Annotated in this window: 12 protein-coding genes and 1 tRNA gene; all 13 read right to left on the bottom strand. The window is 42.5% G+C overall.

Features of this window, described 5'->3' with window-relative positions:
- Window positions 1-39: 39 nt before the first annotated feature.
- The gene (gene rpoB, locus JMX18_RS08090; protein WP_201586653.1) at window positions 40-4,158 is read right to left on the bottom strand and encodes a DNA-directed RNA polymerase subunit beta; all 4,119 of its coding nucleotides are present in this window, start codon (window positions 4,156-4,158) and stop codon (window positions 40-42) included.
- A gap of 602 nt (window positions 4,159-4,760) precedes the next feature.
- On the bottom strand, window positions 4,761-5,135 hold the full coding sequence (gene rplL / locus JMX18_RS08095) for a 50S ribosomal protein L7/L12 (protein WP_201586654.1): 375 nt from the start codon (window positions 5,133-5,135) through the stop codon (window positions 4,761-4,763).
- 136 nt (window positions 5,136-5,271) lie between these two features.
- Entirely contained in the window at window positions 5,272-5,799 is a 528-nt protein-coding gene (rplJ, locus tag JMX18_RS08100; RefSeq protein ID WP_201586655.1) for a 50S ribosomal protein L10, read from the bottom strand.
- 427 nt (window positions 5,800-6,226) lie between these two features.
- Entirely contained in the window at window positions 6,227-6,928 is a 702-nt protein-coding gene (rplA, locus tag JMX18_RS08105; protein ID WP_201586657.1) for a 50S ribosomal protein L1, read from the bottom strand.
- The gene (gene rplK, locus JMX18_RS08110) at window positions 6,929-7,360 is read right to left on the bottom strand and encodes a 50S ribosomal protein L11 (protein ID WP_201586658.1); all 432 of its coding nucleotides are present in this window, start codon (window positions 7,358-7,360) and stop codon (window positions 6,929-6,931) included. It lies immediately after the preceding gene.
- Window positions 7,361-7,460: 100 nt separating this feature from the next.
- Window positions 7,461-7,991: a transcription termination/antitermination protein NusG gene (nusG, locus tag JMX18_RS08115; RefSeq protein ID WP_201586659.1), complete on the bottom strand. Its 531-nt coding sequence runs from the start codon at window positions 7,989-7,991 to the stop codon at window positions 7,461-7,463.
- Window positions 7,992-8,048: 57 nt separating this feature from the next.
- Window positions 8,049-8,537, bottom strand: coding sequence for a preprotein translocase subunit SecE (gene secE / locus JMX18_RS08120; RefSeq protein ID WP_201586660.1), 489 nt, complete (start codon window positions 8,535-8,537; stop codon window positions 8,049-8,051).
- 52 nt (window positions 8,538-8,589) lie between these two features.
- Window positions 8,590-8,665 (bottom strand) — tRNA-Trp (locus JMX18_RS08125).
- 357 nt (window positions 8,666-9,022) lie between these two features.
- Entirely contained in the window at window positions 9,023-10,213 is a 1,191-nt protein-coding gene (gene tuf / locus JMX18_RS08130; RefSeq protein ID WP_201586661.1) for an elongation factor Tu, read from the bottom strand.
- Window positions 10,214-10,463: 250 nt separating this feature from the next.
- Window positions 10,464-12,590, bottom strand: coding sequence for an elongation factor G (gene fusA / locus JMX18_RS08135; protein WP_201586662.1), 2,127 nt, complete (start codon window positions 12,588-12,590; stop codon window positions 10,464-10,466).
- A gap of 386 nt (window positions 12,591-12,976) precedes the next feature.
- Window positions 12,977-13,450, bottom strand: coding sequence for a 30S ribosomal protein S7 (gene rpsG, locus JMX18_RS08140; protein WP_201586664.1), 474 nt, complete (start codon window positions 13,448-13,450; stop codon window positions 12,977-12,979).
- A 231-nt stretch (window positions 13,451-13,681) separates the two neighbouring features.
- A complete protein-coding gene (gene rpsL / locus JMX18_RS08145) occupies window positions 13,682-14,056 on the bottom strand; it encodes a 30S ribosomal protein S12 (protein ID WP_011281154.1) in 375 nt (124 codons plus the stop codon).
- Window positions 14,057-14,426: 370 nt separating this feature from the next.
- A complete protein-coding gene (locus JMX18_RS08150; protein WP_201586666.1) occupies window positions 14,427-15,617 on the bottom strand; it encodes an EcsC family protein in 1,191 nt (396 codons plus the stop codon).
- Between the last annotated feature and the right edge of the window lie 140 nt (window positions 15,618-15,757).

A 15,757-nucleotide genomic window follows, 5' to 3' on the forward strand; every position in this document is an offset into this window, starting at 1 on the left:
CCTAGCTGGTTGCTGCTTTTAACCTTACTTAGAGCTAGCCTAGTTGCTTTGCTTTAACTCAATATTAATACCCAATGATTTGATTTCTTTGGTCAGTACGTTAAATGATTCAGGCATACCTGGATCCATGTACTGCTCACCATCGACGATGTTTTTATACATACGAGTACGGCCTTCAACGTCATCCGATTTCACCGTCAACATCTCTTGCAAGGTGTAAGTCGCACCGTAAGCTTCTAGTGCCCACACTTCCATCTCACCGAAGCGCTGACCACCGAACTGAGCTTTACCACCAAGTGGCTGCTGAGTAACCAGTGAATAAGAACCGGTAGAACGCGCATGCATTTTGTCATCAACCAAGTGGTTAAGCTTCAGCATATACATGTAACCTACCGTCACTTTACGGTCAAACTTCTGACCGGTACGACCGTCATACAAGGTTTGCTGACCATCACGTGCTAGACCTGCAAGCTCTAACAGATCTTTGACTTGGTGCTCATGCGCTCCGTCAAATACTGCCGTACCCATAGGTACACCGCCACGCAGGTTATTAGCTAAGGCCATGATATCGTCGTCTGACAAGCTATCAAGGTCAACGCTCTCGCCGCCCACTTGGTTGTAAATTTTATCTAAGAAATCACGCAAGTCTTTCATCGCCGCTTGCGCTTTTAGCATCTCATCAATCTTATCACCCAAGCCTTTTGCTGCCATACCCAAATGGGTCTCTAGCACCTGACCGATGTTCATACGTGATGGAACACCTAGTGGGTTCAAAATGATGTCAACGGTATTACCATTTTCGTCATAAGGCATGTCTTCAACCGGCATAATGCGCGACACCACCCCTTTGTTACCATGACGACCCGCCATCTTATCACCGGGCTGGATACGACGTTTAACCGCTAGATATACCTTAACGATTTTTTGTACGCCGTGCTGTAGATCATCACCAGCCGTTAGCTTGCGTTTTTTCTCAGCAAACTTACTATCGATATCTTTTTGCTTGTCGACTAAATAGTCAGCGATCTGCGTTAGACGCTCAGAGATCTCTTCTTCAACCGGCTGAATATCAAGCAAGGTCTCAAGGGTCATATCTTTCATATCAGCAGCAGCCATAACCGTACCAGCTTTTAGACCGGCACCGCCACTAACTTTTTGACCGTCAAGTAGCGTACTAATACGTCCACGAGCGGCCTCTTCAAAGATACGGAGCTCTTCTTTTAAATCTTTACGGTAGCTATCGAGCTGCGACTTTTCAATCGCACGTGCTCGCGCGTCTTTTTCTACGCCATCACGGGTAAAGACTTGCACGTCAATAACCGTGCCTTTGCTTGATGTAGGTACACGTAATGAGGTGTCTTTTACATCAGCAGCTTTTTCACCAAAGATGGCCCGCAGTAGTTTCTCTTCTGGCGTTAGTTGGGTTTCACCTTTTGGCGTAACTTTACCCACTAAAATATCACCAGCGTCTACTTCGGCACCGATATAAACAATACCGGCTTCATCGAGACTAGATAGCGCTGCCTCACCGACGTTTGGAATATCAGCAGTGATCTCTTCTGTACCCAGCTTGGTATCACGGGCCACACAAGTTAGCTCTTGAATATGAATAGTAGTAAAGCGATCTTCTTTCACTACTTTTTCAGACAGCAAGATGGAGTCTTCAAAGTTATAACCATTCCAAGGCATAAAGGCGATGCGGATGTTCTGACCCAAAGCCAGCTCACCTAAATCCGTTGAAGGACCGTCAGCTAAGATATCACCTGAAGCGATAGCATCACCTTGGTTAACGATGATACGCTGGTTAATACAAGTGTTTTGGTTTGAACGGGTGTATTTGATCAAGTTATAGATATCAATACCCGCTTCACCAGCGGTCATCTCATCTTCATTTACTCGCACCACAATACGAGACGCATCAACGTCTTCGATCACACCGCCACGCTTGGCAATCACACAAACACCAGAGTCACGAGCTACGTGACGCTCCATACCCGTACCCACTAACGGCTTATCAGCACGTAGGGTTGGCACTGCCTGACGCTGCATGTTCGAGCCCATAAGCGCTCGGTTAGCATCATCATGCTCTAGGAATGGAATCAGACCCGCTGCTACCGAAACTACCTGACTTGGTGATACATCCATATGCGTCACTTTGTCAGCGGGCATCCGTACAAACTCACCATAGCTACGCACACTGATCATCTCTTCACTGAGCTCACCTTTATCATTCATTGGTGAATCAGCCTGTGCAATAACAGTACCGACTTCTTCAATCGCTGATAAGTACTCAATCTCATCAGTAACCTTACCATCAACCACACGGCGATAAGGAGTCTCGAGGAAACCAAAACTATTGGTCTTAGCAAAAGTTGCTAACGAGTTAATCAAACCAATGTTCGGACCTTCAGGCGTTTCAATAGGGCAAACCCGGCCGTAATGAGTATCATGGACGTCACGTACTTCAAAACCTGCACGCTCACGAGTCAAACCACCAGGCCCTAACGCAGATACACGGCGTTTATGGGTAACTTCAGACAACGGGTTGTTCTGATCCATAAACTGCGATAATTGGCTTGAGCCAAAGAATTCTTTTACCGCCGCCGCTACTGGCTTAGAGTTAATCAAATCCTGTGGCGACAAGTTATCAGATTCAGCTGACGATAAGCGCTCTTTTACCGCACGCTCAACACGGACTAAACCAACACGGAATTGGTTTTCAGCCATCTCACCTACTGAGCGAATACGGCGGTTACCTAAATGGTCAATATCATCGACTTCACCGCGGCCGTTACGAATCTCGATCAACTCTTTGAGCACATTAACAATATCATCATTAGTTAATACACTACGTTCGCGCTGAACATCTGGATCATCAGTATTCTCGAAATCCAGACCCAAACGACGGTTGAACTTCATACGACCAACGTTAGACAAATCATAACGATCAGCGTTAAAGAACATACTGTCGAATAACTTCTCAGCAGTCTCGACCGTTGGTGGCTCACCTGGACGCATGACTTTGTAGATTTCAATCAATGCTTCTTCACGACTTGAAGTACTATCAGCACGTAGAGTATCGGCAATATAAGTCCCTTGATCGATATCATTAGTGAATAAAATAGTGAACTCTTTTATTGAATCACTCGCTTCAAAAGCACTTAACTTAACCAATAATTCATGATCAATCAAAGTGTTAGCATGAGCGATAACTTCATCACCTACTACAATATCTTCTGCTAAAATACGCTCGTATAGATACTCATCAGGCACCGCAATACGAGTCATACCCGCTTCTTCGATTTGACGAATACGGCGCGCATTAATACGTTTACCTTGCTCGACCAGTACTTCACCTTCAGGTGATACGATATCGAACTGCGCCATCTCACCGCGTAGGCGATCGGGAACAATGTCAATCTCGAACTGCTCTTCGCCTTTATAAACCGTTGATTTTTCAAAGAAAGTTTCTAAAATCTCGCTAGTAGTAAGGCCTAAAGCACGTAGAATAATAGACGCTAGCAATTTACGACGACGGTCAATACGAGCAAAGACTAAGTCTTTAGCATCAAACTCAAAATCGAGCCACGAACCACGGTAAGGAATAATACGAGCGTTATAAAGCACTTTACCACTTGAGTGCGACTTGCCTTTATCGTGATCAAAGAAAACGCCTGGCGAGCGGTGCAATTGCGAGACGATAACACGTTCAGTACCGTTAATAATAAAGGTACCGTTATCAGTCATGAGCGGCATTTCACCCATATAGACACTTTGCTCACGGATATCTTTGATCGCCGCTTTGCTGTCTTTGTCCTTACTATCTTTATCTTTGATAATAAGACGGATTTTTACGCGCATAGGAGCGGCGAAAGTCGAGCCGCGCAAAATACATTCGCGCTCATCAAACTCAGGCGTACCTAAATAATACTCCACGAATTGCAGCTCAGCATTGCCAGAGTGACTTTCGATAGGGAAAATAGAAGAAAACGCAGCTTGAAGACCAGAATTCTCACGAGCTTTTGGCTTTTTGTGCTCTTGCAAAAAGTGCTCATAAGAATCTACTTGAATAGACAGTAAATATGGAATGTCCATTACAGTGGGCAATTCAGCAAAACTTTTGCGAATACGCTTTTTTTCAGTATAAGAATATGCCATCGAGAGTCCTTACAGTAGACGTGAAAACAAATGAAAAGCGTGACCAACCTGCACTAATACTAGGCAAACTTGGCGACGTAAACGACAATAAAAAAATAACGCAATAATAGAATGTTAAAACCTGTCTGAGCACGGCTATATGGTTGCGTTTGCTCAGAATTCAACCGTAAATAAAGTAGAACCATCCATTCTAAATCATCTATCTTTTAGCGCTATGAATATACAGAAGCAAATATACAAAAAACATATAAAAGTAGTATCGTCAACTCTATCTACCGTCTATGAGCCTACGTACTGACAGTAAAACCATTTAGATAAGAAAAATAATTAGGATAATGAGCAGTTAGGGTTAATACAAACTACATTGTTAATAGAGAAGTATGCAGACACGAAAAAATGCCAAACATCTACGGACGTTTAGCCTATATCAACTAATTTTCAAAAATGGCGTGTTTGCTTGCATGTATATTGTCTGTCCTTTTGATGGGTATCCACCGCTTGTGATACGTATGTTGGTAGACACAAAAGGTCAAGCTCACAATTATAATAAAAAAAAGCTGGCAATGCAAGGCATTACCAGCTTTTTTTGTAGCACGATGAACTTATTTTAGTTCAACAGTAGCACCAGCTTCTTCAAGTTTCTTTTTCAACTCTTCAGCTTCGTCTTTATTAGCAGCTTCTTTGATTGGTGCTGGAGCACTTTCAACCAAGTCTTTTGCTTCTTTTAGACCAAGGCCAGTGGCTTCACGTACGGCCTTAATGACAGCAACTTTCTTCTCGCCAAAGCTAGCAAGAACAACGTCAAACTCGTCTTTTTCTTCAGCAGCAGCACCGCCTTCAGCAGCAGCAGCAGGTGCAGCAGCAGCTACAGCAGCTGTTACGCCGAATTTTTCTTCCATATCACTGATTAATTCAACGATATCCATTACTGACATTTCAGCGATTGCGTTTAACACATCTTCTTTAGATAGTGCCATGGGAACTCTCCGTTATCTGATAAAATTTAGTTGATTTAAAATTGTTAAACTGTTGGTCTATTAATAGCGTTATGCCAATATTTAGTACCTTGGAAAACAGCTGACAATGTTAATAAATTTACGTTAAAACAAGCTATTAAGCCGCTTCTTTTGCGTCTTTGATTGCTGCTACAGTACGAACAAACTTGCCAGGAACTGCGTTCATAGTCTGGACTAGCTTGGTCACTGGTGCATTCATAGTTGCCATGAGGATAGAGATTGCTTCGTCGCGCGTTGGTAGCTTCGATACACGCTCTAGCTCTTCAGGACCATAAACTTCACCGCCGACTGACACTAATTTGGTTTCTAAAGCTTTGTTATCTTTACTAAAGTCGAAAACGACTCTAGCAGCAGATCCCAAATCTTCCATAGAAAAAGCCAAAAGTAATGGACCAGTCATACTGTCTGACATGCTCTCAAACTTAGTGCCTTCAAAAGCGCGTTTTGCTAGGGTATTTTTTACCACTTTCAAAACGACACCTTTTTCACGGGCTTGTTGGCGCAGCTCAGTGAGCTTTGCAACACCAATACCGTGATAATCGGCAGCTACTGCTGAGTAAGCATTAGCAGCAACTTCAGACATTTCAGCCACAACTTGTTGTTTTTGCTCTAGCGTTAATGCCATAAGTTGACTCCTTTAATCTTACCAACCAAGTCGTTAATTAAAGCTTAAAACGATAGTTTAACCATCAACTAAGGAGCTTGATTGACTTGATACGATACATCACCAATAAGTCCTATAAAAATAACACCTATTGATAATGACTGATTACGGCACCGTTATCAGAATGACGTTGAGTAATAAGTTACCTTATCCGCTCTTATCAAAATGGGTGGGTCACCGTCTGCGTAGGACAATTAAGATTTTCATCTTTCATCGATTAACAAGATCAGCTTTTAATCATTAAAAATAACCCTTAGAGCCATTAATAACACTTTAAAACTGCTCTTTACCTACGGTCTTAGACAGCGTAGCAAATACTACGCTGACCTAATTTGAAAATTCTTTAGTTATTTATTGAGTTATCTATAAGACAGAAAATCAAAAATACTTATTTAGCCATACGGTATGGTACAGGATCAATAGTGATGCCTGGGCCCATAGTGCTAGATAAAGTGATTTTCTTAATAAAGATACCTTTAGAAGTTGCAGGTTTCGCACGCTTTAGGTCAGATAATAATGCTTGAGCGTTTTGGATGATTTGCTCTGCAGTAAAACCTACTTGACCAATAGTGGTATGGATAATACCTGCTTTGTCAACACGGTACTGTGCTTGACCGGCTTTAGCGTTAGTTACCGCTTCTGCAACGTTAGGCGTTACCGTACCCACTTTTGGGTTAGGCATCAAGCCACGTGGACCTAGGATAGTACCTAGCTGACCAACTACACGCATAGCGTCAGGAGCAGCAATAACTACGTCGAAGTCCATATTGCCCGCTTTGATCTCTTCTGCTAGGTCTTCAAAACCAACGATATCTGCACCGGCTTCTTTAGCCGCTTCAGCAGCAGCACCTTGAGCGAAAACCGCAACACGTTTAGTTTTGCCTGTACCAGCAGGCAGGTTAGTTGCACCGCGTACGACTTGATCAGATTTACGTGGGTCAACACCCAAGTTAACTGCAATATCGATAGACTCTTTGAATTTAAGCGCTGGCAAATCGTTTAGAATTTGAACGGCTTCTTCAATCGTGTACTGTTTTTCGTTATCAACACGGCTTTGAATTTCTTTTTGGCGTTTGGTTAACTTACTCATTTACACACCCTCCACGGTAATACCCATTGAACGAGCAGTACCGGCGACAGTACGAATAGCAGCATCAAGATCAGCTGCCGTTAAATCGGCATCTTTAGTTTTAACGATTTCTTCTAACTGCTCACGGTTCACTTTACCTACTTTGGCAGTGTTCGGAGTACCTGAACCTTTAGCGATGCCAGCAGCTTTGCGTAATAAGAACGCCGCTGGTGGTGATTTCATGATAAAGGTAAAAGATTTATCACTATAAACGGTGATTTCAGTTGGGATCGGCAAACCTGGTTCTTGGTTAGCAGTCGCAGCGTTAAATTCTTTACAGAACGCCATGATATTCACGCCTTTTTGACCCAGTGCTGGACCAATTGGTGGTGAAGGGTTGGCTTTACCTGCTGGGACTTGTAGTTTGATGTAACCATCAATCTTCTTAGCCATGTTACTCTCCTAAATGGGTGATAGCGCTAGCCTATTAATCACTGATATAGTAATCATTAATTAATAAACAACAGCTCCCCGGTTGATGAATTTTTGCTGTTTAGTCTAGTTTTTCGACTTTACTAAACTCAAGTTCAACCTGAGTAGGTCGATTAAATACGTTTACAGTTAAGTGTAGTTTGGATTTCTCGTAGTCTACTTTTTCAACCATGCCTTTGAAGTCAGTGAATGGGCCATCAATAACCAATAGCTCTTCACCGGGCTCAAATAAAGTTTTCGGACGTGGTGCCGCTTCAGTTTGGTTCAAACGATTGAGAATACGATCTGCCTCTACCTGAGTAATAGGCGCCGGGGTTTCTGGTGTACCACCAATGAAGCCCATAATACGCGGACATTCATTAACAATGTGCCAAGTATCATCGTTCATCTCCATCTGAATCAATACGTATCCAGGAAAGAACTTGCGCTCACTTTTACGTTTTTTGCCGTCTTTCATTTCGACGACTTCTTCGGTAGGTACTAAGACATCACCAAAAGATTCAGCAAAGTCACTACGATTTATGCGCTCGATTAATGAGCGTTGCACTTGTTTTTCATATCCTGAAAACGCTTGGACAATATACCAACGCATATGACGCTCCTAATCGTATAAGTAAAATTTGGGCAAAAAGGGACTAATACGTACCTCTTAGCCAATAAACAGACCAACAAACCAATTAAAAAAGTTATCCAATAACCAGATAAAGAAGCCGACAATCGCAATAACCACAATAGTCTGCCAAGTGTACTGAAAGGTTTCATCTTTACCCGGCCAAGTGACTCGGCGCAGTTCAACAGCAGCATCTTTTAATAAGGTTTTAAAAGCACGGCCTTGATTGGTCAGTGCTAAACAAATTAATGCAAAAACAGCTAGAGCAACTATGAGTCCAATTCGTACCCAAATATCATTGGCAGGTTGCCAATAACCTGGTAAATATTGGTTGACTAAAGTCGCACCTATTAAAGCTACAATGGCTAATAGCCATAACACCACATCTTTTGCAGATCCGGTCTTAGCCACTTCAACTGCAGTGGTCTTATTAGTTGCGGATACATGTTTACCTTTGCTCAGCATTCCACCAGCCCTCGCCTTGGCATCAGATAACTTGGAATCGAGGTTATCCTGATTATTGCTCATAAAGAACTCGCTTTGGAGAAGAAGGTATACAACAGAAGGTGTGGTAAGAAGATGGCAGGCGATGTAGGACTCGAACCTACAACCCTCGGTTTTGGAGACCGATGCTCTACCAATTGAGCCAATCGCCTATGGGTGTTAAAGCACAGCATTATACAATATTGAGTATAGAATGCAAGCTTTTGAGATAAAAAACTTGTTAGTTAATCGCTAATTTAACAGTTAGTCGGCCTAACTAACCTAGCATTTAAGATAAATGCTATTAAGACAATAGTCAGCTTATATTAAAACCATAACTTTTTTAGCGAATAATATAGATTATCTGCAGCGTCAATATAGCAATCCTAAACCTTAATTACAATAGAAAAGCAGCAAATTTTATGACGAATTTGATTTTGAGATGTTATGTACACACCCACAAAAAAGCCGCCCTCAACAAAGAGAGCGGCTTTAGACTAATCTGCTAAATCATCAGTAATGATTAAGTCTTAGTCTCTAACGTTTGCAACAACACCAGCACCTACGGTACGGCCGCCTTCGCGAATAGCGAAACGTAGGCCTTTGTCCATAGCGATTGGGTGGATAAGCTCTACGCCCATCTCAACGTTATCACCAGGCATTACCATTTCTGTACCGTCTTGTAATTGGATTGCGCCAGTTACGTCGGTAGTACGGAAGTAGAACTGTGGACGATAACCGTTCAAGAACGGAGTATGACGACCACCTTCTTCTTTGCTTAACACGTATACTTCAGCGTCAAACTTGGTGTGCGGGGTGATTGAACCTGGCTTAGCTAGTACTTGGCCACGTTGGACGTCTTCACGCTTGGTACCACGTAGTAGTACGCCACAGTTCTCACCAGCACGACCTTCGTCTAGTAGTTTGCGGAACATCTCTACACCGGTACAGGTGGTTTTTTGAGTGTCTTTGATACCAACGATTTCGATTTCGTCGCCAACGCGAACGATACCTGATTCAACACGACCAGTAACTACGGTACCACGACCTGAGATTGAGAATACGTCTTCAATAGGCATTAGGAATGCTTTGTCAACGTCACGCTCAGGCTCTGGGATGTAGGTGTCTAGAGTTTGTAGTAGTTCTACAACTGCAGGTTCGCCGTATTTGCCGTCGTCGCCTTTTAGGGCTTGGGTGGCACTGCCTTTCATGATTGGGGTGTCGTCGCCTGGGAAGTCGTAGTCGTTAAGAAGTTCACGAACTTCCATTTCTACGAGCTCAAGCAATTCTTCGTCATCAACTAGGTCGCACTTGTTCATGAAGACGATGATGTACGGTACGCCAACCTGACGTGATAGCAGGATGTGCTCACGGGTTTGTGGCATTGGGCCATCTGTAGCTGATACGACTAGGATTGCGCCGTCCATTTGAGCGGCACCGGTGATCATGTTTTTAACATAGTCAGCGTGACCTGGGCAGTCTACGTGAGCGTAGTGACGAGTCTCGGTGTCATATTCAATGTGGCTGGTGTTAATGGTGATGCCACGGGCTTTTTCTTCTGGGGCGCTATCAATGGCTGCATAGTCTTTGGCTTCGCCGCCAGAGGTTTTAGCAGCTACGGTGGCGATAGCAGCGGTTAGTGTGGTTTTACCGTGGTCAACGTGTCCGATGGTGCCGACGTTGACGTGGGGCTTGTTGCGTTCAAACTTGGCCTTTGCCATGGGTATTTCCTCTTTATTTGGGATCAATTAATCAAATAATAGATTTAATGATTGTTATCCAATGACTAAAATCATGCTATTTGAAATAACTTTGATCACTTTAAGATAATTGATAAAAGGTTGCACATGCAATGTGCAGATATTATAAGAAAATTACCACCAATAACAAGTCTTTTAATAAGTTATTGGCGTATTCTCCACTGACAATACAAAGATAAGCTCTATATTGTCAGGATTAACGATCTTGTATTTACTCTTCTTCGTCTTTACCGGTGAATTTCTTCATGATTTCTTCAGCGACAGACTTAGGTGTTTCAGCATACTTTTGGAATTCCATAGAGTATGTTGCACGGCCTTGAGACTGTGAACGAAGGTTGGTTGCATAACCAAACATTTCTGCTAATGGTACTTCAGCACGAATCTGCTTAGTGCCACCAGGTAGATCATCCATACCTTGAACCATACCACGGCGACGGTTTAGATCACCCATGATATCACCCATGTATTCTTCTGGAGTCTCTACTTCTACTTTCATGATAGGCTCAAGAAGCGCTGGATTGGCAGCCATAAAGCCTTTTTTGAAAGCAATCGAACCTGCCATCTTAAATGATAGCTCATCCGAATCCACGTCATGGTACGAACCATCATACAACGTCGCTTTTACGCCAACGATAGGATAGCCGGCCAAAATACCATTTTTCATACGCTCTTGAATACCTTTATCAACAGCATTATGGAACTCTTTTGGTACTACACCGCCAACAACTTCTTCAGCGAATTCATACTCAACGTCGCCCGCTGGATCAAGTGGCTCAAGACGTAACCAAACGTGACCGAATTTACCACGACCACCGGTCTGACGTACGAACTTACCTTCTTGTTCGACACCATTACGGATAGTCTCACGGTACGCAACTTGTGGTGCACCGATGTTAGCTTCAACTTTAAATTCGCGTTTCATACGATCTACTAGAATCTCAAGATGCAGCTCACCCATACCACTGATGATCGTCTGGCCCGACTCTTCATCCGTATGTACACGGAATGATGGATCTTCTTTAGCCAAGCGACCTAATGCCATTGACATTTTTTCTTGGTCAGCTTTAGTCTTAGGCTCAACCGCTAGGCTGATAACTGGATCTGGGAATTCCATACGTTCAAGAGTAATGACGTTGTTTTCATCACATAGAGTATCACCAGTACCGACATCTTTCATACCAACTAAAGCGGCGATATCACCAGCACGAATCTCTTCTAGCGTTTCTTGAGACTCAGCGTGCATCTCAACGATACGGCCGATACGCTCACGCTTCATTTTAACTGGGTTATAAACACTATCACCCTGTTTAATTACACCTGAATAAACACGTACGAAGGTTAAATTACCTACGAACTTATCATTCATTACTTTAAAGGCAAGTGCTGAGAACGGCGCATCATCAGACGCTGGACGCGTAGCTTCAGTCTCGTCTTTATCATTCAAAATACCAGCAATCTCAGGTACATCCATTGGCGCAGGCATATATTCAATAACCGCATCCAACATTCTCTGAACACCTTTGTTTTTGAACGCTGTACCACAAAGCATTGGAATGATTTCGTTAGCGATAGTACGCTGACGAATAGCATCATGGATCTCTTCTGGCGTTAGCTCTTCACCTTCAAGATATTTATCCATCAGCTCTTCATTCGCTTCAGCAGCGCTTTCAACTAGATTGTTACGCCATTCTGTAGCTTTTTCTAACAATTCAGCTGGGATTTCACGCGCTTCAAACTTCATGCCTTGAGATTCTGTATCCCAATAAAGCGCTTTCATCGATATTAAGTCGACCACGCCTTCAAAGTCGTCTTCTTTACCAATTGGAATAACGATTGGCACTGGGTTACCACCAAGACGAGTTTTAACTTGTTCTATGACACGATAAAAGTCTGCACCAACACGGTCCATCTTGTTAACAAATGCAAGGCGTGGAACCTTATACTTGTTAGCCTGGCGCCATACGGTTTCAGACTGTGGCTGAACGCCGCCTACTGCACAATAAACCATGCAAGCACCGTCAAGTACACGCATTGAACGCTCTACTTCGATCGTAAAGTCAACGTGGCCCGGGGTATCAATAATGTTGATACGGTGTTCTGGAAACTGCTGATCCATGCCAGACCAGAAACAAGTAGTAGCCGCTGAGGTAATAGTAATACCACGCTCCTGCTCTTGCTCCATCCAGTCCATAGTAGCTCCACCATCATGAGTTTCGCCCAGTTGGTGGTTTTTACCAGTATAAAATAAAATACGTTCTGTCGTCGTTGTTTTGCCAGCGTCAATATGCGCTGAAATACCAATATTACGATAGCGTTTTAGGGGTGTTTTACGAGCCATAGTATTTTCCTAGGGAAATTCGTGTATGTATAAATTAATGGTGTTGCTCTACCTCGTAGTATCAATAAAAGCAGTCGGCTTTTACATATTGTTCGTCAAGGTATCTAATAAAAATTATATGTAGATAAAAAGAGATAATATGAAGAATATGGAGGCATCGAATTTGGAATACCAACCTTAGAGCCTAACTTTATAAAAAGGTTTCTAAGCCAGTACCATGATAGACGTCCGCCATTTGGACTTTTTTGTATTAAATAATACAGCTTAAGCGACTTGGCTTAAACTATAAAAAGCTAAGACCCAAAAGTCCAAACTAAAATGGCGACAATCAATAGAATAACTAAACAGTATAAATCTACTATTATAAGTCAAAGACCTATAATAATTTAGAAGCGGTAATGTGAGAACGCTTTGTTGGCATCAGCCATACGGTGAACTTCATCACGCTTCTTCACAGCATTACCTTTACCTTCTGAGGCATCTGCTAATTCACCGGCTAAACGTAAAGCCATTGATTTTTCAGAACGCTTAGAGGCAGCTTCGGCTAACCAACGCATAGCCAAGGCAGTACGACGGGAGGGACGTACTTCCATTGGTACTTGGTAGGTTGCACCACCAACACGGCGAGCTTTTACTTCGACCATTGGACGAACGTTTTCTAGTACTTCTTCAAAAAAAGCTACTGGATCTTCGATATTACGTTTTTCACTTACAGTATCAAGAGCACCATAAACGATACGCTCAGCAGTAGATTTTTTACCATGGCTCATCACGTGGTTGATGAATTTAGCGATGGTTTGGCTACCAAACTTAGGATCCGGTAGGATCTCACGGGTAGCGACAATGCGACGTCTTGGCATAATAAATTTCCTTGTCTTCAGGAGTGTCTGACATTCACAATTACGTGCTAGCTCTTAATTTTTAGCTATTGCTGCTCTAAAAATTAGCGTTTAGCTATAAATTGTCAGTCAGCCTTACTGCATGGTGGTATGTAATTACTGGTTTTAGTATTAGTAACGACACCAAACCCATGCACAGTTAATGGGTAATGCAAAAAAGCGAGGTTAATAACCGATTAATAAAATCAGTTATTAAACTTTAGGCTTCTTCGCACCGTACTTAGAGCGACCTTGTTTACGGTCTTTAACGCCTGCACAGTCAAGTGCACCACGAACGGTGTGATAACGTACACCTGGTAGGTCTTTTACACGACCACCACGGATAAGAACCACGCTGTGCTCTTGTAGGTTATGACCTTCGCCGCCGATATAGCTTGATACTTCATAGCCTGAAGTCAAACGTACACGACATACTTTACGCATGGCTGAGTTAGGTTTTTTTGGAGTAGTAGTATATACGCGAGTACATACACCACGGCGCTGTGGGCACGCTTCCAACGCAGGAACTTTTGATTTTTCCTTGATGGTTTTGCGACCCTTACGAATCAATTGGTTAGTTGTTGCCATAAGGCATCCTTCTCCCGTTTGGTATGAAACAAAAAAATGGGCCAATCCGCAAGCCATCTGACCGAAGTCATTGGTTAGGGGCTACCCATTTTTAGGACAATGTATTATAAAGATATGTTGTTGCTATTTCAACCACTTATACGTAGTTTCACTTTACAATGTTCAATAGATATGCATCAGCTATCACTGATTCGCTTTAGCATAGTCTAATTTATGATGAAATAATAACAACGCTACCATTTAATGGTGATAGTTGCCTATTTTTCAAGGTTATTGACTATAAAAAACCTAAGCTAGAACTATTCCAGCTTAGGCCATTACGCTATGCAAATTAAATTGTGCAGCATCGAGTACTTACCACCGCTCGCAATTATTTATTATTACTTGACTGGGCTTTTTTATAATTCTCGTCTACGGACTCTTCATCAGTTACCTTTGGATCTGACTTTGCGTCTTTTTTTGACTTTACATCATCAGCCTTAGTGCCATCATCGATAGACTTATCTGACTTTTTGTCGGCGCTGCTATCCGTATTATTTTTACCTTTATTGTCTTTATCTTTACTATCTTTCTTTGTAGCGTCAGCGTCTTTGCTGACTTTAGCTTCACTACTGCTATCATCGGTAATTGAACGATTAGCCAGCTTTGGTTCCGGGGCAAAAGTCGCTTGGGCAACCCCAATCACCTCATCAATCAAGCGACTGTTATAGCTCATGCCTATAGCAACAGCGGTAACCGGTAACAGACGACGTAACCAAGATAAGTTAATCTGATCAAGATCGATACCCACTTGTCCTGCAATGCTATCTACTTGCTCTGCATAATAATTAACATTCTGGTTCTTAAGACCCAAGTTTTTGAGTTCGCTATGTAAACCACGGCTTTGAGCGTTATCAAGTAAGCCTTTACCTACGCCTAGACCTGCGAGCAACGCTTGTTTTTCTTGCATTTTACTTAAGTCGGCATTGGCTAAAAGCTCATAAGCCATTTTTACCCCTTGCTTACCAGTAAGCGGCTGGTCATAAACGGCTGACAATTGATAAACCGTACGCAGTGAAACTAATAGTAGCCACAGTGTATCTGCTAACAAGCCAGGTAAACCCGCTAAACCTGTAAGGCCACCTAAAGTTGCTAGAGCACGATTTTGGTTGGCGATATCAGTGGCTAAAGCATAACGCTGCTCGTCATCTAAAGCGCTAATATCAGCAAAACGATGATTATTAGGTAAGTCTAATTGGCTCCATCTGGCGGCCAGCATAGCAACTTGAACAAATGTTCCATCAATAGTATTTTTAAATAGACTATTAGGTACTATTTTTTTGGCGTATTTACCATAAGTGGCAAAGCGTGGACCTAGCAGCTGCTGCGTAGTTTTTAGCGTCTGTTCGCGGAACAGATCTTGCTGATAGTCTTCATCCCCCAAATCTACCGCCTTATACTGACGTGGTTTACCAGTCTTAGCATTTACGCTATCAATAAATGAGCCCATACGCTCAAGGTTGTCACGGGTAAAGTGACTAACTGTGCTGATGCCTTTATAAAGAGTGCTGCGCTTTGCCATAATCATATCCTTGAAGTTATAAATTTAGCTACTGATTTAAGTGGTGAATGTCATTTGATAGTTAGTATAATTATTTAATGGGTCAATTGTATAGCTATATACTGCTTCCCTAACCCGCCTTATAGATAATTTAATACGAT

This window comes from Psychrobacter jeotgali, from assembly GCF_904846315.1.
Classification (GTDB): Bacteria; Pseudomonadota; Gammaproteobacteria; order Pseudomonadales; family Moraxellaceae; genus Psychrobacter; species Psychrobacter jeotgali.

Bases quoted from the DNA above. Each gene is read 5' to 3' on its own strand.
- rpoB (WP_201586653.1), bottom strand. From the start codon at position 4,158: ATGGCATATTCTTATACTGAAAAAAAGCGTATTCGCAAAAGTTTTGCT.
- rplL (WP_201586654.1), bottom strand. From the start codon at position 5,135: ATGGCACTATCTAAAGAAGATGTGTTAAACGCAATCGCTGAAATGTCA.
- rplJ (WP_201586655.1), bottom strand. From the start codon at position 5,799: ATGGCATTAACGCTAGAGCAAAAACAACAAGTTGTGGCTGAAATGTCT.
- rplA (WP_201586657.1), bottom strand. From the start codon at position 6,928: ATGAGTAAGTTAACCAAACGCCAAAAAGAAATTCAAAGCCGTGTTGAT.
- rplK (WP_201586658.1), bottom strand. From the start codon at position 7,360: ATGGCTAAGAAGATTGATGGTTACATCAAACTACAAGTCCCAGCAGGT.
- nusG (WP_201586659.1), bottom strand. From the start codon at position 7,991: ATGCGTTGGTATATTGTCCAAGCGTTTTCAGGATATGAAAAACAAGTG.
- secE (WP_201586660.1), bottom strand. From the start codon at position 8,537: ATGAGCAATAATCAGGATAACCTCGATTCCAAGTTATCTGATGCCAAG.
- tuf (WP_201586661.1), bottom strand. From the start codon at position 10,213: ATGGCAAAGGCCAAGTTTGAACGCAACAAGCCCCACGTCAACGTCGGC.
- fusA (WP_201586662.1), bottom strand. From the start codon at position 12,590: ATGGCTCGTAAAACACCCCTAAAACGCTATCGTAATATTGGTATTTCA.
- rpsG (WP_201586664.1), bottom strand. From the start codon at position 13,450: ATGCCAAGACGTCGCATTGTCGCTACCCGTGAGATCCTACCGGATCCT.
- rpsL (WP_011281154.1), bottom strand. From the start codon at position 14,056: ATGGCAACAACTAACCAATTGATTCGTAAGGGTCGCAAAACCATCAAG.
- JMX18_RS08150 (WP_201586666.1), bottom strand. From the start codon at position 15,617: ATGGCAAAGCGCAGCACTCTTTATAAAGGCATCAGCACAGTTAGTCAC.